The 20,512-nt window shown below is 63.6% G+C and carries 21 protein-coding genes; 14 read left to right on the forward strand and 7 right to left on the reverse strand.

The window, feature by feature from the left end:
* Positions 1-6: 6 nt before the first annotated feature.
* Positions 7-624 carry a GtrA family protein gene (locus G9U53_RS01390; RefSeq protein ID WP_165638241.1) on the reverse strand — a complete coding sequence of 206 codons (618 nt, stop codon included), beginning with the start codon at positions 622-624 and terminating at the stop codon, positions 7-9.
* 191 nt (positions 625-815) lie between these two features.
* On the opposite strand from G9U53_RS01390, the gene G9U53_RS01395 reads away from it, so the two are divergent.
* From G9U53_RS01395 to G9U53_RS01425, 7 genes are all read left to right on the forward strand, one after another.
* The gene (locus tag G9U53_RS01395) at positions 816-2,015 is read left to right on the forward strand and encodes a 5-(carboxyamino)imidazole ribonucleotide synthase (protein ID WP_207623930.1); all 1,200 of its coding nucleotides are present in this window, start codon (positions 816-818) and stop codon (positions 2,013-2,015) included.
* On the forward strand, positions 1,999-2,511 hold the full coding sequence (gene purE, locus G9U53_RS01400) for a 5-(carboxyamino)imidazole ribonucleotide mutase (RefSeq protein WP_039973205.1): 513 nt from the start codon (positions 1,999-2,001) through the stop codon (positions 2,509-2,511). Before G9U53_RS01395 ends, purE begins: the two co-directional genes overlap by 17 nt.
* Positions 2,512-2,518: 7 nt before the next feature.
* Positions 2,519-2,896, forward strand: coding sequence for a hypothetical protein (locus tag G9U53_RS01405; RefSeq protein ID WP_165638243.1), 378 nt, complete (start codon positions 2,519-2,521; stop codon positions 2,894-2,896).
* A 35-nt stretch (positions 2,897-2,931) separates the two neighbouring features.
* On the forward strand, positions 2,932-4,119 hold the full coding sequence (locus G9U53_RS01410) for a sensor histidine kinase (protein ID WP_165638244.1): 1,188 nt from the start codon (positions 2,932-2,934) through the stop codon (positions 4,117-4,119).
* A 35-nt stretch (positions 4,120-4,154) separates the two neighbouring features.
* Positions 4,155-4,847, forward strand: a complete 693-nt coding sequence (locus tag G9U53_RS01415; protein WP_003940960.1) for a response regulator transcription factor — start codon at positions 4,155-4,157, stop codon at positions 4,845-4,847.
* Positions 4,848-4,981: 134 nt separating this feature from the next.
* Positions 4,982-5,779, forward strand: a complete 798-nt coding sequence (locus G9U53_RS01420) for an ABC transporter ATP-binding protein (protein WP_165638245.1) — start codon at positions 4,982-4,984, stop codon at positions 5,777-5,779.
* Positions 5,776-8,226, forward strand: coding sequence for an FtsX family ABC transporter permease (locus G9U53_RS01425; RefSeq protein WP_165638246.1), 2,451 nt, complete (start codon positions 5,776-5,778; stop codon positions 8,224-8,226). Before G9U53_RS01420 ends, G9U53_RS01425 begins: the two co-directional genes overlap by 4 nt.
* Positions 8,227-8,229: 3 nt before the next feature.
* On the opposite strand, the gene G9U53_RS01430 is transcribed toward G9U53_RS01425, so the two are convergent.
* Positions 8,230-8,943, reverse strand: coding sequence for a TIGR03089 family protein (locus G9U53_RS01430; RefSeq protein WP_058039084.1), 714 nt, complete (start codon positions 8,941-8,943; stop codon positions 8,230-8,232).
* A gap of 21 nt (positions 8,944-8,964) precedes the next feature.
* Entirely contained in the window at positions 8,965-10,449 is a 1,485-nt protein-coding gene (locus G9U53_RS01435; protein ID WP_042922195.1) for an LCP family protein, read from the reverse strand.
* 114 nt (positions 10,450-10,563) lie between these two features.
* On the opposite strand from G9U53_RS01435, the gene rfbD reads away from it, so the two are divergent.
* From rfbD to G9U53_RS01455, 4 genes are read left to right on the forward strand one after another with little or no spacing between them, the layout of a single operon-like run.
* Complete coding sequence (gene rfbD, locus G9U53_RS01440) at positions 10,564-11,403, forward strand: dTDP-4-dehydrorhamnose reductase (RefSeq protein WP_165638247.1); 840 nt, start codon at positions 10,564-10,566, stop codon at positions 11,401-11,403.
* 43 nt (positions 11,404-11,446) lie between these two features.
* Entirely contained in the window at positions 11,447-12,361 is a 915-nt protein-coding gene (locus G9U53_RS01445) for a glycosyltransferase family 2 protein (RefSeq protein WP_003940999.1), read from the forward strand.
* Positions 12,358-13,440 (forward strand): NDP-sugar synthase, encoded by a 1,083-nt coding sequence (locus G9U53_RS01450; protein WP_037125580.1) that lies wholly within the window; start codon positions 12,358-12,360, stop codon positions 13,438-13,440. Before G9U53_RS01445 ends, G9U53_RS01450 begins: the two co-directional genes overlap by 4 nt.
* A gap of 32 nt (positions 13,441-13,472) precedes the next feature.
* Positions 13,473-14,243, forward strand: coding sequence for an SGNH/GDSL hydrolase family protein (locus G9U53_RS01455; protein ID WP_003940765.1), 771 nt, complete (start codon positions 13,473-13,475; stop codon positions 14,241-14,243).
* On the opposite strand, the gene G9U53_RS01460 is transcribed toward G9U53_RS01455, so the two are convergent.
* The 3 genes from G9U53_RS01460 to cofD are packed head-to-tail and all read right to left on the reverse strand — an operon-like array spanning position 14,234 to position 17,173.
* On the reverse strand, positions 14,234-14,794 hold the full coding sequence (locus G9U53_RS01460) for an NUDIX domain-containing protein (RefSeq protein WP_003940680.1): 561 nt from the start codon (positions 14,792-14,794) through the stop codon (positions 14,234-14,236). The genes G9U53_RS01455 and G9U53_RS01460 overlap by 10 nt on opposite strands.
* Positions 14,795-14,798: 4 nt before the next feature.
* Entirely contained in the window at positions 14,799-16,184 is a 1,386-nt protein-coding gene (locus G9U53_RS01465; RefSeq protein ID WP_042450117.1) for a coenzyme F420-0:L-glutamate ligase, read from the reverse strand.
* Positions 16,181-17,173 (reverse strand): 2-phospho-L-lactate transferase, encoded by a 993-nt coding sequence (cofD, locus tag G9U53_RS01470; RefSeq protein WP_003940958.1) that lies wholly within the window; start codon positions 17,171-17,173, stop codon positions 16,181-16,183. Before cofD ends, G9U53_RS01465 begins: the two co-directional genes overlap by 4 nt.
* Positions 17,174-17,553: 380 nt before the next feature.
* Between cofD and G9U53_RS01475 the strand changes: the two genes are divergently transcribed.
* Complete coding sequence (locus G9U53_RS01475) at positions 17,554-17,832, forward strand: WhiB family transcriptional regulator (protein ID WP_020907098.1); 279 nt, start codon at positions 17,554-17,556, stop codon at positions 17,830-17,832.
* Positions 17,833-18,027: 195 nt separating this feature from the next.
* Here G9U53_RS01475 and G9U53_RS01480 read toward each other — a convergent pair whose 3' ends face one another.
* On the reverse strand, positions 18,028-18,516 hold the full coding sequence (locus G9U53_RS01480) for a metallopeptidase family protein (protein WP_003940797.1): 489 nt from the start codon (positions 18,514-18,516) through the stop codon (positions 18,028-18,030).
* A gap of 79 nt (positions 18,517-18,595) precedes the next feature.
* On the opposite strand from G9U53_RS01480, the gene G9U53_RS01485 reads away from it, so the two are divergent.
* Together G9U53_RS01485 and G9U53_RS01490 are read left to right on the forward strand one after the other, a co-directional pair.
* Entirely contained in the window at positions 18,596-18,982 is a 387-nt protein-coding gene (locus tag G9U53_RS01485; protein WP_007731177.1) for a DUF3499 domain-containing protein, read from the forward strand.
* Between the two features lie 127 nt (positions 18,983-19,109).
* Positions 19,110-20,483 (forward strand): phosphomannomutase/phosphoglucomutase, encoded by a 1,374-nt coding sequence (locus G9U53_RS01490; RefSeq protein ID WP_003941022.1) that lies wholly within the window; start codon positions 19,110-19,112, stop codon positions 20,481-20,483.
* Positions 20,484-20,512: the final 29 nt, after the last annotated feature.

The following is a 20,512-nucleotide window of genomic DNA, read 5'->3' on the forward strand; positions in this document are numbered from 1 at the left end:
GAAAACTCAGGAGTGCCCGAGCTCTTCTTCGGCGTCAGGAATTACCGGCTCAGGCGCTGTGGTTTCGGATAACGCTGTGGTTCCGGATAACGCTGTGGTTTCGGGCAACCCTGTGGTGTCGGACAGTTCGAGCGGTTCCGGATTCTCGTCGGGAAACACGAACTTGCGGAAGGCCCAGAATCGGAACGCCATCTGCAGCAGGTTGCCGATGACATATGCACTGATGAAGTCGGCGATGTTCTCCGTCGCCAGGCTGACTTCGGGTACGCGCAGGTTGAAGACGTAACTGGAGATGTACAGCGGGATGAAGCTGATGACGACACCGATGGCGCTGATGATGAAGAACAGCGCAGCTTCGTGCGCTGGTTCACGGCCACCACGGTTCTTGAACGACCACTCGCGGTTGAGAATGTACGACGCGATCACCGCGACGACGCCGGCGATGATCTTGGCCGTGATCGGCTTGGATTCGAGGATCGACAGCTTGAGTGTGTAGAAGATGCCCGAGTCGATGAGGAAGGTCGTTCCGCCGACGATCGCGAATTTGATCAGCTCGCTGTGACGCAGAGCGATGTCACGAAACGGTTGGGGTATGCGGGCAATGACCCCGTCGACAAATGGCACAACAGATGAGTTTACGAAACGAAACCGCGTTACCACCAATTTGCCGCGGATTCATCAGCAGAATCACAGATTGGGAACGCTGAATGAACGGGCGAACGCGGCACATGACAACATAGAGAGCCGTGACCGGCAAAAACGATCCCGCGCAGATCCCCGCCCGCCCGACCACCCCTCGACCGGCAAAAGCATCCATGCCCGTCGTCACCATGATCGGTGGCGGACAGTTGGCCAGGATGACTCACCAGGCGGCGGTGGCCCTGGGCCAGACGCTCCGAGTGCTCTCCGGGACTTCGGACGAGCCGGCAGCTCAGGTCAGCCCCGACGTCGTGCTCGGCAGCCACACCGACCTCGATGCTCTCCGCCGTGCAGCGGTCGGTTCCAATGCACTGACCTTCGACCACGAGCACGTGCCGACCGAGCACCTCGAGGTTCTTGTTGCCGAAGGCGTGAACGTTCAGCCGCCGCCGCAGGCTCTGATCTTCGCTCAGGACAAACTGCTCATGCGTCGCAAACTTGCCGAACTGGGCGCACCCGTACCCGCGTACGCCGAAGTGACGTGGGCGGAAGACGTCGTGCGTTTCGGCTCCGAACACGGTTGGCCGCTCGTCATCAAGGCAACACGCGGAGGCTACGACGGCCGCGGCGTCTGGATCACCGACGATCAGGACGAAGCAGAAGCCATCGTCACCGAGCAGCTGAACAAGGGTGTTCCGCTGATCGTCGAGGAAATGGTCTCGATGCGTCGGGAGCTGTCCGCCATGGTGGCGCGGTCGCCGTTCGGACAGGGCGCTACTTGGCCGGTCGTGGAAACGGTTCAGCGCAACGGCCAGTGTGCCGTCGTGATCGCACCTGCCCCCGAGCTTTCGAGTGCCGTTGCCGAGGAAGCTGAACAGTTGGCGCTGCGCATCGCGTCGGAGCTCGGTGTGGTCGGCTCCATGGCCGTCGAACTGTTCGAGACGACCGACGGCACTCTCGTGGTCAACGAGTTGGCGATGCGCCCGCACAACTCCGGTCACTGGACGATGGACGGCGCCCGCACCTCTCAGTTCGAGCAGCACCTGCGCGCGGTTCTCGACTACCCGCTCGGAGATACGTCGCCGATCGCGCCGGTCACCGTGATGGCCAACGTTCTCGGTGCGCCGGAAGCTCCCGAGATGACGATGGACGAGCGCGTCCATCACCTGTTCGCGCGGATGCCTGACGCGAAGATCCACCTGTACGGCAAGGGTGAGCGCAAGGATCGCAAGATCGGACACGTCAACATCGTGGGCGTCGCCGGATCCATCGACGATCCGAATTACGTTGCCGCAGTTCGGGAACGCGCCGAGCGCGCAGCACATTGGCTTTCGTACGCAGTTTGGACCGACGGATGGGATGTACACGGTGAGTGAGAGCGCGCAGGTCGGCCTGATCATGGGCAGCGATTCGGATTGGCCGACCATGGAAGCTGCAGCCGAAGCTTTGGCCGAGTTCGGTATCCGCTTCGAGGTCGGTGTCGTCTCGGCGCACCGCACGCCTCAGCGGATGCTCGACTACGCCAAGGAAGCTTCCGGCCGCGGAATCAAGGTCATCATCGCCGGTGCCGGTGGCGCCGCGCATCTTCCGGGCATGGTTGCCTCGGCTACGCCGTTGCCCGTCATCGGTGTTCCGGTGCCGCTCAAGTACCTCGACGGTATGGATTCGCTGCTTTCGATCGTCCAGATGCCGGCCGGCGTCCCGGTGGCGACAGTGTCGATCGGCGGCGCTCGCAACGCCGGTCTGCTGGCTGCTCGGATTCTCGGTGCTTCGGATCCCGCACTGCAGCAGCGGATGGTGGCGTTCCAGGAGAGCCTCGAGTCGATGGTGCTCGACAAGGACAAGGCGCTCCGCGAAAAACTGCTGGGCTGATCTTCTCGTGTGTGCACGACGCGGGCTGCCGCTGATCCGAGCGAGTCGGGGCAGCGCGCAGTCCGCGTTCGTCACCCGCGTCGCCCTGTTCTACGCCGGGATTCTCGGCGCGGACATCCGCTTCGACGACGAGTCCGGGATCTTCGTCGCTTCCGGGCTGCGCAGCGGGTTCGCCAGAGGGGGAACAACTCTCGGTGGTGTGTATCTTACGCGGCGAAACACGACGCGACCCGTCCTTCGTCACGAGGCCGTTCATGCAGACCAATGGGCCAGGTACGGAATCATATTCGGGTTGTTGTACCTGCGTGAGGAACTGCGTCATCGCGGGCCGCGCAACCGCTTCGAAATCGAGGCCGGTCTCGAAGACGGCGGTTACCGCACCTGAGTGAAAGCTCGTCAGTAAAAGCTACTCTTGGCGGCATGGCTCGTTTTCCGACTAGTGAACGCTTCGTCCGCTGGAGCGCGGAACATGCTCGCGGTGTGGACATCTGCATTGCGACGGTTGCCGCACTGTTCAGCGTTGTCGTTGCGGTCGAGGCGAGTCCGCTGGCGGTGTTCATCTCGCTGGGTATGACCGTTCCGTTGGTTTGGCGACGCTCGCGCCCCGAACTCTCCGGCATGGTGATCGCAGGGTTCGCAGTTCTACACGTGATCTTCATCGGCAACACACTGCTCGCATCGGCCGTTGTCGTACCCATCTCCCTGTACGCGCTGGCCGCTTACGGCGCTCGGTGGAGTTCACTCACCGGGCTGGTGCTCGCGTTGCTCGGCTCGATTGCCGGAACTGTTCGATACTTCGGCTACGACGGAATCCCGGTGTCCTCCCAGGTCATGCAGTCCGTGGCCGTCATGATCTTCATGCTCGCGGTCTGGGCGTTCGGTGACCTGCGTCGAGTCCGCACCAAACAATTGGAAGGCCTGACCGAGCGCGCACGGTTGCTCGAACTCGAGCGTGCGCAGGAAGCGGAAATCGCGACGATCAGCGAACGCTCGAGGATTGCGCGCGAGATGCACGACATCGTTGCTCATTCGTTGACCGTTGTCATCGCTCAGGCCGACGGCGGACGCTACAGCGCGGCCAAGGATCCTCAGGCTGCAATTCAGGCACTCGAAACAATTGCCTCCACCGGCCGCCAGGCGTTGACCGACATGCGATCGCTGCTGTCCGTCCTGCGTGAGGACACGCCCCGTGATTTCTCGGTGATCCCGGGCGCCGGCGACATCGACAGTCTCTTCCACGAGTTACGCAGCAGCGGACTCGACATCGCCGTCAGCGTGACCGGGGAACCACGCGAACTCTCTGCGGGTGCGGGGTTGACGGCGTATCGCATCGTGCAGGAATCGCTGACGAACGTTCTCAAACATGCGGGGCCTGGAGCACAGGCGAGCGTCGAGATGACGTGGGCTGAAACCGAACTCGTTCTCGGTATCACCGACGACGGACGAGGCGGCAGCGCCGCGCTGGTCGAATCGTCACCAGGCGGACAGGGACTGATCGGAATGGCCGAGCGAGCCAAGCTGCACGGAGGCAAAGTGACCGCCGGACCGAAATCAGGCGGCGGATACAGCGTCCGGGCCGTCTTGCCGTACGAACGAACGTCTGGGTAGGTCTAGAAACGTCCGAAGGTCTTAAGGTGAGTGGCATGGACGAACACGTGGCTCCGATCGCAGTGGCACTGATCGACGATCAGCAGCTGGTCCGCGCAGGTTTTCGAATGGTCATCGACTCACAGCCGGATCTGTCGGTGGTTGTCGAGGCTTCGGACGGTCAGCAGGCGTTGACCGAGTTGGCCGCCCGTCATGTCGACGTCGTTCTGATGGATGTCCAGATGCCGAAGATGGACGGCATCGAGGCGACTCGTCGGCTCCTGGCCGACCCCGATGCGCCGAAGGTCGTGGTGCTCACCACCTTCGACAACGACGAGTACGTGATGTCGGCTATCCGGGCGGGCGCCAGTGGTTTCCTGCTCAAGGACGTGCCACCGGAGCAGTTGCTCGACGCCATCCGCACCGTGCACCGCGGGGACGCGGTGATCGAAGCCCGGGCCACTCGGCGACTGCTTCAGCACGTCGGGCCACTCCTGGAAGGCTCGGCGCCCGAAGCGCAGTTGCCCGAAGAGTTGACGCCGCGCGAGGTCGAGGTGCTCGAAGCCATGGCGTACGGGCTGTCGAATTCGGAGATCGCTGCGAAATTCCACGTCTCCGAGACGACAGTGAAAACCCATGTCGGACGGGTTCTTTCGAAGACTCATTCTCGTGATCGTGTACAGGCAGTCGTCTTCGCCTTCCAGATCGGACTCGTCCGGCGCGCAGATCTCCTCGGCACCGAGGGCTGACACGCCGCCCTGTCCAGTCCTACCCCGGGATGACACCGGGCTGTCCAAGATCGCCCCGCACTCCGACGCGGAGACCACTTGCGCTGCAATAACGTCGATTCCGTCATAGCGAGAAGCTTTACGGAGGGCAAAAAATGCATGCGCACACCACGACGGAACCAGCCGCAGTGCCGGCGATCACTGCCCGCGGTGTCACCAAGGTGTACGGCACCGGTGAGACCACGGTTCACGCGCTCGGCGGAGTCGACGTGGACTTCGGTCGCGAGCGGTTCACCGCGATCATGGGCCCGTCCGGCTCCGGAAAGTCGACGCTCATGCACTGCCTGGCCGGACTCGACACGGTCTCGGGTGGGCAGGTTTTCCTGGGCGACACCGAAGTCACGAAACTCGGCGACACGGAGCTCACCGAACTGCGACGCGAGCGAATCGGATTCGTCTTCCAAGCGTTCAACCTGCTACCGGTGCTCACTGCTCGGGAGAACATGGTGCTGCCGATGAAGCTGGCAGGTAGTGAACCCTCGCCCGAGTGGATGGACGAGGTGATCGGCAAGCTGGGCCTGTCGCAGCGTCTCGATCACCTGCCGCACGAATTGTCGGGCGGTCAGCAGCAACGTGTAGCCGTCGCCCGCGCACTACTGCCCCAGCCCGACGTGATCTTTGCCGACGAGCCCACCGGCAACCTGGATTCCCGTTCCGGGACAGAGGTTCTGGGACTCTTGCGGACCAGTGTCCGGGAGACCGGTCAGACCGTCGTCATGGTGACGCACGATCCGGTGGCGGCGTCGTACGCGGATCGAGTCGTGTTGATCGCGGACGGGCGTATTGCCGGAGAGATCGACCATCCCACCGTCGACTCGGTGATCGGTGCCATGCGAGCTCTCGGTGCCGACGACCTGGCCGATGTTCCTGCAGTTTCGGGTGCACTGCGATGAGAGGTCTGGCTTTTGCGCAGGCGCGGGCACATGCCGGGCGCTATGTGGCGTCGATACTCGCGGTGGTGATCGCCGTCGGATACATCGTCGCGACTTTGACCTTGAGCTCGACGGTCGACGCGAGTGTGAACAAATCACTTGCGACGCAATACGAAACCACAGATGTCGTCGCGTCCGGTCCAGGCGTGACAGAAGCACAGCTGAGCGCGGTTCCGGGCGTCTCGGCGGTGGCCGACGACGTGTCGACGTATGTTCGTGTCGACTCCGAGGCAAAGGGTGCGTCCTACGGGGATGCGCTCTCGATTGCCGACAATCCCGAATTGCGTTGGGAGAAGGTGTCGGAGGGATCGATTCCGGCCGGTCTGGGGCAGGTGTTGGTGAGCGCGGACTCCGGGATACCGATCGGTGCCCGAATCACAGTCACGGCACGGGATTCGACGGTCGGTGCCGCCGCACCCACCGCGGAGGTAGTCGGACTGGTCGACCTCTCCGGTTCGGCGCAACGACTGGGCGGGATCAAGATATTCACCACCGCCGAGCAGGTGAGCGCGTGGGCCGGTGACAGTGCCGAACGTGAGTTCCGTGTCGCCGGTGACGGTTCACGCTCTCAGCAAGAACTCGTGGATTCGATCTCGAGCGCGTTGCCCGCGGACTCCACCGTGCTGACCGGCGACGAAGCCACAGACAACGCCGCAGCCGAATACATGGGCGGCACCAAGATCCTCAGCACGGTGTTGCTCGCCTTCGGCGCCATCGCCGTTGTTGTTGCCGCGCTGGTGATCGCCAATACATTTGCCGTGCTGCTCGCGGCGCGCACTCAGGAACTCGCGTTGCTGCGATGCGTCGGCGCCACGGCCAAACAGGTTCGCCGGAGCATTCGCAGTGAAGCCGCGGCGGTCGGCGTGATCGCCTCGGTGATCGGCGTCGGACTCGGTGTCGGACTTGCGTGGGCGATCGGTCGGGTAGCAACGGCCGCAGATGTGCCGGTTCCTCTTTCGTCACTGAGCGTCACCCCGGTGACCGTGCTCGTCGGTCTTGCCGTCGGCATCGTGATGACGATGCTCGCTGCATCTGCGCCCGGGCGGGCGGCAACGAGGCTCTCCCCGCTGGCGGCACTGCAGCCGATGGAGTCCAAGCCTGAGAGCGTTCAGGTATCGGTGGTGCGCCGGGTTCTCGGCGTCGTGACCCTGCTCGCGGGCATCGCGATGACCGTCCTGGGAGTGACGAATCAGCAGGTGCCGGCGGCAACCGCCGGTGGACTGTTCTCGTTCCTGGGGATCGCGGCACTGTCCGGTCGAATCGTGCCTGCACTGATCAATGCGGCCGGCGGAGTGTTGGCGAGACTGATTGGTCCGGTGGGAAGCCTGGCAGCAGGCAACGCCGGTCGGAACCCACGCCGCACGTCGGCGACGGCCACCGCATTGTTGATCGGTGTGGCCTTGACGAGCACGCTCGTCGTGGGAATCGCGACGGTCAAGGAAGCCGCACCCGCGGCGATGGACAGTCAATTCCCCGTCGACGTCATGGTGAGCGGTTCCGGTTCGGCACCGCTTCCCGCAGGGTTGGGCACAGACATCGCCGCGGTCAACGGTGTCGGCGCGGTGAGCGGTCTGGACAAGGCCGAACTGACGATCGACGGGCGCGGTTCGTTGGCCGGATTCGGCGTCGACGCTGCGCGGGTGAAAGATGTTCTGCGTACCGAGATCTCGGTACCCGCGGCCGGTCAGTTGGTGCTCTCGCCCGCTGACCTGACCGAATACAAGCTTTCGGCGGGCGATACGGCGACGGTGCGTGGGGATCGCGGCGTCGTGAACGTCAGCGTGGTCGAGGGCGTGAAAGGTCAACCAGCACTACTGGATCGAGGCGATCTCGGTGCAGCGGCCACCGCGCCGACCACCGATTCGTACTGGGTAAGGCTGGGGACGGATACTGACGAACAGGCTTTGGCCGCCACCGACCGCATCACGGAACTGGCACGCCAGGAAGCGCCGGGCAGCGATGTTCAGGGCATGACCGAGATGCGTTCAGCTCTCGATTCGATCCTCGACACCATGCTCATGGTGGTTGCCGGATTGCTGTCGGTAGCGGTGTTGATTGCTTTGATCGGCGTCGGAAACACCATGGCACTGTCCGTTCTCGAACGGCGCCGCGAATCCGGACTGCTTCGCGCACTCGGACTGACCAAGAAGGGAATTCGAGCCATGTTGATCTGGGAAGCGCTGCTCGTGGCAGGAGTCGCATCGGTGATCGGAGTGCTGTTCGGGATGGTGTTCGGTGTAGCCGGTACCGCATCGGTATTCGGGATCGAGGACGTCGCCCTCAGCGCAGTGCCGTGGGTGCAGTTGGTAGCCATCGTGTTGATCGGCGGAATCTGCGGTGTGATCGCGTCACTGCTTCCCGCTAGGCGGGCGGGGCTGGTGTCACCGGTGACAGCTCTCGCGAGCTAGCGTTCAGAACTGTTTCGTGACCTTCTCGGTGCCCACTCGGCGCGCGGTAGCTTCCGCGTCCGGGTGGGCCACCTGCACGAGTGAGGCGCCCGCGGCGAGAACTGCCAGAAGCCCGTCGATCAATTCGTCTGCCGTGTCCCACGTGCGACTGGAGAGGACACGATCCGTCGACACCAATTCGACGTTCTTCGCCGATGCCCGTGCCGCGTCGATCGTGTCCGCTACGGACCGGCCTTCGAGCGCCGAACCGGCTCCGGCGCTACGGAACTGGTCGCCGTGCACACGGATGGAGGTTGCGTAGTCGGCGACGCCGAGCGGAAGATCGCTCAAACCTTTGCCGAACGCGTCGAGTGAGAGTGCGGATACCTCCGGTACGTCCGCAACATCGTCCAGTCGGTCGGCAGTGACAAAAGCCAGTTCGGCGTCGGCGTCGGGGGAGAGGACCACCTCACCGCCTGCCCACCACACACCCAGCAAGACGGCGACGCTCTGCCAGTGCGCGGGAAGCAGCACGGCAACTTTGCCGCCGGGCTCGAGAGCGAACTCGTCGCGGACCATATTCGCTGTCTTTGCCGCCCAGTTGGCCAGAGTGCTCGCAGACAATTCGATGCGCTCGCCGGTGGCGTCGTCGTAGTAGGTCACGCGAGGGCCGGCCGGGTCGGCAGCCAGGATCGGTCCGAGGAGGGCGTCGGTCAGGTTGTCTACAGGCGAAGGCACCTAATCAGCTTACGCAGCGGTTCAGTTGACACAGCGCGGGCCGTTGGAGGCCGCGTCGATCGGCGGACCGGGAGGGGCGGGAGTGGGGCTGGTCTCGGTGGTGCTCGACGATTCAGTCGTGCTTGTCGCTCCTTCGGACGGGGATACCGCGTCCGCGGACTGCGGGCCGCTGTAGTCCTCGGCAATGACAACCCGAACCTTGCCCGAGGACAATGACGAATCCTCCTTGACCGTCAGACCGCCGAGTGCCTCGGCCACCGCGAGTGCTGCGTCGTCGTCCGCGGACTTTGCGAACACCGTCGATTCGGTGACGTCGGAGCCGGTGTTGTTGCCGACCTGACCCTGCTTGTACCCGAGGGCACTCAACGCTTCGGAAACACCGCTGGCCAACCCTGCGACGTCACTGGCGTTTGCGACGTCGACCGTGATCGAGGACGCATTCACCGTGGTCGGTGCTTCGGAGGTCTCCTCCGAGTCCTCGCTGTCGGCGCCGACCAATCCGGCGATGTACTTCTTGACGGCCTTGGGATCGACCTTGACGATGGACTCGCCGTAATCGGTCATGCCGTTGATGTCGAGAACGGGAATGGTCTCGAATTGCACCTTGCCGCCGGCCAGATTCTGCAACTGCTTGGCGAATTCGATGATGTCCCAGTCGTCGTCGATCACGACGGAACGCTGGACAGCCGAGGTCAGCTGGCTGAGCTTGCCGGGGTCACTGAGGGTTTTTGCGCTGAGTACCTTGCTGACGAGAGAAGCCATGAACACCTGCTGGCGAACGATCCGGTCCAGGTCGCCGCGAGGAAGATCGTGTCGTTGTCGCACGAAGCTCAGCGCGTCGGCACCGTCGAGTGTCTGTTTCCCGGCCGCGAAATTGGCTCCGGACATCGGTTCGTCTACCGGCGCGTTGAGGCACACGTCGACTCCGCCCACTGCGTTGGTCAGCAGGACGAATCCGAGTAGTCCGACTTCGGCGTAGTGATCGACGGTGATGCCGGTCAGATTCGCCACCGCTCCGATGAGCGCGGTCCGGCCGGCTTCCGTCGACTTCTTGTCTGCGTCGCTGTCGGACGACCCGTTGTTGACCAACTTCAGCCGTTCGGTTTCCTTGGTGGCACCGAACGCGGCGTTGATCTTCGACATACCGATACCCGGGACGTTGACGTACGCGTCGCGGGGAATCGAGATCGCGGTCGCGGAACTCCCGTCGTTGGGGACGCGGATCAAGATGATGGTGTCGGTATTGGACGCAACTTCCTCACCTGCGCGCAACGAGTCGAGCTCGCTTTGTGAGAGCGGGTTGCCGTGCGCGTCCGTTCGACTGTCCGTTCCCACCATCAGAATGTCGATGGCGCCGTCCTTGCCGCCACCGAGGCCGAGTCCGCTGGCAGTGGCAAGGCTGTTTCTCAACGAGTCCACACCCCGCCATGCGAACCCGGTGACCAGCAGTACGAGCACGGACAGCACCGCGACCGCTATGCGAGCCGGGCTCGTCTTGGTCCGAATCGGCGCAGGTCGTGGACGCGCGCGGCGCTGCGGTTGCTGGTGGGACACCCCTTCAGGTTACTGGTCCGATGCTCGGCCGCGGGTACCTCGACGCGGCGTGCCAGACTCAACCGTGTGACGAATATCCTGCTCACCGGCGCCCGAGGGCAGCTCGGAACACGTATCGATGCTCTCGCAACGTCGGCGGGTCACACTGTGACGGCCGTCGGTTCCCGCGAGCTCGACATCACCGACAGCCGCGCGGTTGACGACTTCGTCTCGCCTGATTCGGTGCTGATCAACTGCGCTGCGTACACGGCCGTCGATGCTGCCGAGACCGACCAGGAGGCGGCGAGGGCGGTCAACGAGATCGGACCGCGGAATCTCGCGCAAGCCTGTGCGCGGGCGGCTTCGCGGTTGATCCACGTTTCGACGGACTACGTCTTTCCGGGCGATGCAAGCTCGCCATACGACGTCGATGCACCGACCGGTCCCGCGACGGTCTACGGCCGAACCAAACTGGACGGCGAGATCGCTGTTCGAGAGTCGGGGGCTGACGCGGCCGTTGTCCGCACCGCGTGGGTGTATTCCGGTGTCGGCACGGATTTTGTCGCCACGATGAGAAGGCTCGAAGCCGAACGCGAATTCGTGAACGTCGTGGACGACCAGATCGGGTCACCCACGTACAGCGTCGATCTGGCCGGCGGCATCGTCGAACTCGCGCTGCTGGACTTCACGGGTGCGTCGACATTCCACGTGACGAACGGCGGGCAAGCAAGTTGGTACGAGTTGGCGCGAGCTGTTTTCGAGGAGATCGGAGCAGACCCTGCTCGGGTGCGCCCGTGCAGTAGTGCGGAGTTCGTACGCCCTGCCCCGCGCCCGGCATATTCGGTCTTGTCCGAGCACGCGTGGGTTACCGCGGGAATGACGCCGCTGCGTCCGTGGCGAGAGGCTCTGCACGCCGCTCTGGCGTGAGCATTGTTCGGGACAGTGGCCGCGGACGGCTAGGCTGACCGGCGTGAGTCCCAAGCTGGCCGTGGTAACGGTGACCTACTCGCCAGGCGAGCATCTCGAGAATTTCTTGAGCACGCTCGCTGTGGCGACGACAGAAAAACCCCAGGTCATCATGGCCGACAATGGGTCGACCGATGGTGCCCCCGAGGCCGCCGATGCCAAGTACGAGCATGTCCGTCTGCTTCGAACCGGCGGAAACATCGGGTACGGGGGAGCGATAAATCGGGCTGTAGCGGAGATCGATTCGTCGATCGAATTCGTCGTGATTTCCAACCCGGACGTCCAATGGGCACCCGGTTCACTCGACGAATTGGTGGCTGCGGCAAATCGGTGGCCAAGGGCCGGTGCACTGGGGCCGAAGGTCCTCGAACCGGACGGCAGTGTCTATCCGTCGGCGCGAACGGTGCCCGACATCACCTCGGGCGTCGGGCACGCGTTGCTCGGTACCGTATGGCCGAAGAACCCGTGGACTGCTCGTTACCGTCAGGAGAACGAGGCCGTCACCGAGCGTGCAGTGGGGTGGCTTTCCGGGTCGTGCCTGCTGGTGCGACGCGACGCCTTCGACACCATCTCAGGTTTCGACTCTCGTTACTTCATGTACATGGAGGACGTGGACTTCGGTGACCGCCTCGGAAAAGCCGGGTGGCTCAACGTATTCGTCCCCTCGGCCGTCGTCACCCATGCCAAAGGCCATGCGGCAGGACGTCATCCGGAACTGATGTTGCCTGCCCATCATCGCAGTGCGTACCAGTTCCAGGCTGATCGCCATCCGCACTGGTGGCAGGCTCCGCTACGACTTGCCTTGCGCGGTGGCCTCGCGGTGCGATCCAAGATCGCCGTAGCTTCTGCAGTTCGCGAGCGCGCTCGCACCGACAACTCGACCGACAACCCATCAGTTTCGAACCACGGGGGAAAATGATGTCCGATCCGAATCCGACCGACGCCGTAATCCTGGTAGGCGGCAAAGGCACTCGGCTGCGTCCGCTGACGCTGTCGGCACCCAAGCCGATGCTTCCGACCGCCGGCCTGCCGTTCCTGACGCACCTGCTCGCCCGCATCGAGGCAGCCGGAATCAAGCACGTCGTGCTCGGAACGTCCTTCAAGGCAGAGGTATTCGAGGACTACTTCGGCGACGGCTCCAAGATGGGCCTCGAGATCGACTACGTCTTCGAGACCGAACCGCTGGGCACCGGTGGCGGAATCCGCAACGTTCTGCCGAAGTTGCGCGGTGACAACGTCATGGTGTTCAACGGCGACGTGCTCGGTGGCACCGATCTGAACGGCATTCTCGAGACCCACGAGAAGACGGACGCCGACGTGACCCTGCATCTGGTTCGTGTGGGAGACCCGCGAGCATTCGGTTGTGTTCCGACCGACGAGGACGGACGAGTCTCGGCATTCCTGGAGAAGACCCAGGATCCGCCGACGGATCAGATCAACGCCGGCTGCTACGTCTTCAAGCGCGAAATCATCGAACAGATCCCCGAAGGACGACCGGTGTCGGTCGAGCGCGAGGTGTTCCCGAATCTGCTGGCCGAGGGCAAGCGGGTGTTCGGCCACGTCGACTCGTCGTACTGGCGTGACATGGGAACCCCCGAGGACTTCGTTCGCGGTTCCGCCGACCTGGTGCGAGGTATCGCACCTTCGCCGGCTCTCGAAGGTCCGCGCGGCGAGTCGCTGGTTCACCCCGGAGCCGGAATCGCGCCGGGCGCTGTCCTGATCGGCGGCACGGTTGTCGGTCGGGGCGCAGAAGTCGGCGCAGGCGCTCGCCTCGACGGTGCAATTCTCTTCGACGGCGCCGTTGTGGAAGCCGGCGCGGTGGTCGAACGATCGATCCTCGGATTCGGCGTCCGTATCGGACCCCGAGCGCTGGTCCGCGACGCTGTCATCGGCGACGGCGCGGACATCGGTGCGCGGTGCGAATTGTTGCGCGGCGCACGCGTGTGGCCGGGGGTGACGCTGCCGGACGGTGGCGTGCGCTTCAGCACAGATGTGTGATCGTTAGCTGACCTACTGGAATACTGGCGGGTATGACTTCTCTTCCGAGCCGTTACGTTGCCCTCGGTGACTCGTTCACCGAGGGCGTCGGCGACGCCGACGAACGATTCCCCAACGGTCTGCGCGGGTGGGCAGACCGAGTGGCCGAGCAGCTGGCGGTGAACAATCCCGACTTCCGCTACGCCAACCTGGCGATTCGTGGTCGCCTACTCGGACCGATCATCGACGAGCAGTTGGAACCCGCTCTGGCGTTGAAGCCCGATCTGGTGACCATCTACGCCGGCGGAAACGACATGATGCGTCCGAAGCTCGACATCGATGCGATGGTCGCCCGCTACGATTCGGCAATCGGTCAGCTCACTGCATCCGGCGCTCGGGTTCTGATGTTCACCGCGTACGACACCGGATGGTCCGCCTTCTTCGGCAAGCTCCGCGGACGTCTGGCGATCTACAACGAGCTTGTTCGCGAGGTGGCCGACCGCCACGACGCGACCCTCGTCGACTTCTGGCGATTCTCCGAATATCAGGACCTTCGGATGTGGGACTGGGATCGCCTCCACATGTCGCCCTCCGGGCACGAGAACATGGCGACGCGTGTGCTCGACGTGCTCGGCGTCGAACACGGATTGACCCCGCCCGATCTCGGGCCTGCGCCGGTTCTCACGAAAGCCGAAACTCGTCGCGAGGATCGTCAATGGGCGCGAGAGTTCTTGGTGCCGTGGGTAGCTCGGCGCGTGAAGGGAACATCTTCGGGCGACGGCGTGAGCGCCAAGCAGCCCCAGCTTTCTCCGATTCAGTCCTGATTCTTGCGCTGACGGGCGAGCGCGACCAGGTGGTCGATGGTCTCGCGTTCCGCTGTAGGTGGGAGCGCGTCCACCGGCCACCATCTGAGGTCGGTGGACTCTGCGCTGCGGACGATATGTGAATTGTCCGGCGCCACAACAAGAAACCGTAGATCGAGATGGCGAGTCGGTACTCCGAGTGAGCACGTGATCGGATGCGTGTGGGCGGAGAGTAGGTCCGCGTCTATCCGAACGTCGTGAATTCCGGACTCCTCGCGAGCTTCCCGCAATGCCGCATCTACCACCGTCTCGTCGTCGGGCTCGCAGTGGCCGCCGAGCTGAATCCACCTGCCCACCTTGGGATGCAGGGTCAGCAAGACGTGGCAGCCACTCTCGTCGAGAACGAGAGACGACGCGGTGATGTGTCCCGGTGCGTGGCGACGAAGGCAGCCGTCCGGAGCCGAATCGAGGAACGCGAGCATCGTGTGCCGCAATGATTCGTCCGCTTCGGAGGACGTCTCCCAGCCCTCCAGGACGCCCTTGGCGGAGGCGTGCAGCGATTCGGCTGACATGGACCTACAGCTCCACCAACGCGTCCCCGGGGGCGGAGACAGAGCGCGGAGTCAGTGGTTCGAGGGGGTGCCCGATTGCGATGGCACCGAGTGGCTGCCAATCCGCCGGGAGATCGAGTTGTTCGCGTACGAGATCGGCGGCGAAGATCGTCGATCCGATCCAGCAGCTTCCCACGCCGCGGGTGGCCAACGAGACCAGCAGTCCCTGCACTGCCGCGCCGGCGGCGACCGTGAACATCGTCGACTCCGCCGCGGTTCGTCCGGCATCCGGATAACTGTGTGCGCCATCGGGCACGCAGAAGGGAATGACGACCTCGGGGGCGTCGAACAGGATGTTTCCGCGGGCAACCCGGGCCTCGACGGATTCGTCACTGCGACCGTCGGCGCGAAGATCGGCGGCCCACTTCTCGCGCATCTGCTCGAGAAGAGCCGTGCGGACCGACTCCGTGCGTAGCCACACGAATCGAACCGGTCTCGTGTGGTGCGGTGCGGGAGCGGTGAGTGCCTCGGCGATCGAGCTGCGAATGATCTCCGCGTCGACGGGATCACTTGCGAACTGTCGAACCGATCGACGCAACAGCAGCGCCTGGCCACGGCCCATCGCCGTAGCTTCCTCGGTGCCCAGCCAGAACAGATCGTCCGGGCCGCGGCGAATCAGATCCTGGCCACTCGAACCGTCGTCCTCGAACCGAAGCCCACGAACGACGGCGACGGGAACGCCGCCCAGCTTGCCCTTGACCAAGTCGCCCGCAGCGGCGATTTCGTCCGCGATCGCGATCTCGGTGACGATCAGATCGTTGCCCTGACTGTCCTGTGCTCCGAGGTAGCCGTGCAGGACCGGAATGCCGGACGAACCGATTGCGGCGTCGGTCTGCCCGTTGCGCCACGCACGACCCATCGTGTCGGTGACGACGACGGCGACGGACTTGCCCGTGCTCTCGAGAATTCGGGCGCGCAGACCCGCAGCGCTCGCATCCGGATCCACGGGGAGTAGCGCCAATTCGGCACCGTCGACGTTGGAGCCGTCGATGCCCGATGCGGCCTGCACGATTCCGAGTTTGTTCTCGGTGATCAGAGTGCGGCCCTTGCGTGCCACGACGCGGACGGCTTCCTGATCCACCAGGAGGCGTCGTGCCGCGTCGCGCTCTTCCGGATCGGTCGGTGAGGAAACGACGCGACCCTCGACTTTGGAGAACACCTTGCTCGTGACGACAACGACGTCGCCGCTTTCGAGCCACGGCGTCGCGTCGACGACAGCTGTGGCCAAGTCGTCTCCGGGCCGGAACTCGGGAAGCCCGAGCACGGGAATGACTTCGATTGCGGCGCCGGGGGAGTGATCACCGGGAGAGTGATTTCTGTCGCGGCTTGCTTCGGTTCCGGGCTCGGTCACAGTTCGACTCCGGCGATCTCGAAAGCCGTGCGAACCATTTTGGCGGTCTCTTCGGGGGACGTCATCAAAAGTGGGATGCTTCGCACGTCCACCCCGTCGATGTCGGCCGTGTCACCTTCGTCGACGAGCCAGCCGTCGAGAATACCGTTGATCGAACGAGCTCCGTAGTGGCGACCGATCGCCTCCGAAGTCGTCTCGACCCCGATCACCTCGAGGCACTCGTCAGCCATGCCGCGCAACGGTTTTCCGCCGATGACGGGGGAGAGGCCGACAACCTTGGCCGCGGTTGTTCGCAGGGCACCGCGAATGCCGGGCACCGCGAGGATCGCGCCGACGCTCACGACGGGATTGGACGGTGCGATCAGCACGATGTCGGCACCGTCGATCGCCTCGACTACCCCTGGCGCAGGCTTGGCCTGCTCGGCGCCGACGTGAGCGAAGCTGTGCGTTTCCACCTGTGCCCGATGGCGTACCCACCACTCCTGGAAATGAATCGCCTTCTGCTCACCGTCTTCCGGATCGGTGATCACGACGTGTGTTTCGCTGCGGTCGTCGCTCACGGGAAGCAGTGCGACACCGGGATTCCAGCGATTGCACAACGCTTCGGTGATCGCGGACAACGGATATCCCGTGCGGAGCATCTGGCTGCGAATCAAATGCGTTGCGATATCGCGATCTCCGAGGCCGAACCAGTCCGGCTTCGCGCCGTACGCGGCGAGTTCTTCTTTCGCATTCCAGGTTTCGCCGGCGTGCCCCCACCCGCGTTCGGTGTCGATGCCGCCGCCGAGTGTGTACATACAAGTGTCCAGATCGGGGCAGATGCGCAGACCGTGCATCCACACGTCGTCCCCGACGTTGACGACGGCCGTGATGCGATGTGGGCCTTCGTATTTCTCGAGGGATTCACCACCGGCGATTCCGAGCGCGTTTTGAACACCTTGAAGGAAACGGGCCCCGCCGACGCCGCCAACCAATACAGTCACGTTCACGACAACAGAGCCTAGGCGGTCGGCGCGTCGTCGTGTCTGGCGGGCAGAAGGTCCCGTCAATTGAGGGCCGGAATACTAATGGATTCATCTCGTTTAGCTTGACCGCGACACGCTGGACGTGTGTAATCTCAAATGTGTCATTCCAACCGCTACTTGTGAGTTCACTTGCAGCGGGGCCGGTTTCGAACACAGTTTCGAACGGTCGACGGGGTGGGGTTGAAGATGGAGTGAAAATTCTGCGCTATTACAGGTGAGGAGGCGGAACGATGCCCAATGAAAATGTCGAGATCAGTTCTCTCGCAATGACAGTAAGCGACGAACCGCAGACCGATTCCCGAGCAGGCGCAGCAGAAGGTGCCTGCAGCAGTGAGTTCGACGGTATGAGTACTCGGCCAGTGCTGAGTCTCGTCACCGGCTTCGAAGAATTGTTCGACACCATCGAGGATCAGTGGCAGGAGCGTGCTCTCTGCGCGCAGACCGATCCCGAAGCGTTCTTTCCTGAAAAGGGAGGATCGACGAGGGAAGCAAAACGGATCTGCCTCGGTTGTGAAGTTCGTGACGAGTGCCTCGAGTACGCGCTCGCGAACGACGAACGGTTCGGAATCTGGGGAGGGTTGTCCGAGCGCGAGCGTCGGCGACTCAAGCGGGGGATCATCTGATCTGCTGCTGAATCGGTTCTGTCAGCGTCGGGGCTGACGGGCGGTCTTCGAAAGTCTGACCTGCAACGGGGAATTGCAGGTCAAGCAACGACTGTTTTGTTCTTCGTGTGGATTTACTTCTTCGTGTGACATCAGTTTTTTCGTCTGACAGTGCGTCAGTCCTCGTCGGGCAGTATCAGTCCTCGTCGGGCAGTATCAGTCCTCGTCGGGCAGTGTGGGGTCGATGACCTGTGGGTCGACGCCCAGATACGTCCCGACTTGATGGACCAACACGTCGTGCACCAGATCCGTGAGTTCTTCCGGATCCTTCGCTCGCTGCTCCAATGGGCGGCGAAACAGCACAATTCTTGCGCGAGTCGTATTTCCGTGACGGTCGATTCCGGCCGGAATCAGTCGTGACAGTGGAACCGGGCCGTCTGCGATGACCTCCGGCGGCCATGTGACGGACTCCGGATCGTGCGCGTGAATCTTCGGAACTTCGTCCACTGCGATGTCGAGTTTCGTCAGCCGGTCGTGCCATGCGAGGTCGACGGGAGAGAAGGCGTCGAGCACCAGGAGATCGAACTTCTCCGCGCGGGTACGCCTGGCGGGCACCTCCGGGGGAAGTAGCGGTCCGCGCAGGCCACGGCCGTGTCGCTCGATGGAACGAGTAGTGACCGAGCGTCGGCGGCGGGCTTGTGGCATGGCGCCAGATTACGACAGGAGAAACTGCTCGGTGTGTCCGAGTAGGTTCCGGACGTGGGGAGGGCTAGGCTCCGTACCTGTGAGATCTCTGCGTCGCTGCTGCCGCCCCGGGTGCAAGAACCCCGCCGTCGCGACGCTTACGTATGTCTACTCGGACTCCACTGCGGTTGTCGGGCCGCTGGCAACCGTCGCCGAGCCCCATTCATGGGATTTGTGTGACACTCACGGCTCTCGAATCACCGCCCCCAAGGGGTGGGAACTCGTCCGCCACGAAGGCGGATTCGCGTCGAGTACTCCCGACGAAGACGATCTGACCGCTTTGGCTGAAGCTGTACGTGAGGCCGGTCTCGGAGATCGCAGCAAGTCCAACGTCGATGCAGATGAGGACATACGTCCCGCAGCTCCGAGTACTGCCCGTACAGGGCGTCGTGGACACCTACGCGTTCTGCCCGACCCGTCCAACTGACGCGAGATTCGTCGCCGTAGACGCTAGGCTCGACCGAGTACTTCCACACCCGAGTACTGCGAATCTCCGGACGCCATGCGCCCGGACGTTCCCGTCTGTGAGGGTGCATGCACAAGGAGAGTTTTCAGTGGGGCGAACAGCCGAGTCGGTTGCTGCAATCATCAAGGCGTACGACGTACGCGGTGTGGTCGGTGAGCAGATCGACGAAGATTTTGTCCGCGACGTCGGTGCGTCGTTCGCCCGCCTGGTCCGCGACGAGGCCGGCGCCGCCACGACGGTTGTGATCGGCTACGACATGCGCGCATCGTCGCCCACACTGTCTTCGGCTTTCGGTGACGGCGTGCTTGCTCAAGGGCTCGACGTCGTCTACATCGGATTGGCGTCGACCGACGAGCTCTACTTTGCATCCGGTTTGCTGAACTGCCCGGGCGCGATGTTCACGGCGAGCCACAATCCCGCCAAGTACAACGGCATCAAGATGTGTCGGGCCGGCGCCAAGCCGGTCGGTCAGGACACCGGCCTCGCAGTCATCTCCGCCGAGGTCGTCTCGGGTGTTCCCGCGTACGACGGACCGGCAGGCACCGCCAGCACCAAGGACGTCCTCGAGGAATACGCGAGCTACCTCCGCGGATTGGTCGACCTGGCTGCGTTGCGCCCGCTGAAGGTCGCAGTCGATGCAGGCAACGGTATGGGCGGCCATACCGCGCCGGCCGTATTCGGGCCGATGCCCCTCGACGTCCTGCCGCTCTACTTCGAGCTCGACGGCACGTTCCCCAACCACGAAGCCAATCCGCTCGATCCGGCCAACCTCGTCGACCTGCAGGCCTACGTGCGCGAAACCGGAGCGGACATCGGCTTGGCGTTCGACGGTGACGCGGACCGTTGCTTCGTCGTAGACGAGAAGGGCGACCCGGTCTCGCCGTCCGCGGTGACGGCACTTGTCGCCAAGCGCGAACTCGCGAAGGAACCGGGCGCGTCGATCATCCACAACCTGATCACGTCACGGGCAGTGCCCGAACTGGTCGAAGAACTCGGCGGCGTCGCTATTCGTACCCGAGTCGGCCACTCGTTCATCAAGCAGGAGATGGCCGAGACCGGTGCGGTGTTCGGCGGCGAGCACTCCGCTCACTACTACTTCCGCGACTTCTGGGGCGCCGACTCCGGCATGCTCGCGGCGCTGCACGTACTCGCCGCACTGGGCGAGCAGGATCGTCCGCTCTCCGAGTTGATGGCGGAGTACACCCGCTACGCGGCCTCGGGCGAGATCAACTCCACCGTGGCTGACGCGGCAGATCGTACGGCCGCTGTACTGGCGGCATTTGCCGACCGCACCGAGTCGGTGGATCGCCTCGACGGTGTCACGGTCAGCCTCGAGGGAAATGCCTGGTTCAACTTGCGCGCGTCCAACACCGAACCACTGCTGCGACTCAACGTCGAAGCACCCACGTCCGCCGATGTCGACGCATTGGTGAACGAAATTCTGGCGATCGTCCGGGCTTGAATCCGAGTCTGATCGGTTTGTCGGTGAGC

Origin of the sequence: Rhodococcus sp. D-46 (genome assembly GCF_011290655.1) — a bacterium.
Lineage (GTDB): Bacteria > Actinomycetota > Actinomycetes > Mycobacteriales > Mycobacteriaceae > Rhodococcus_F > Rhodococcus_F qingshengii.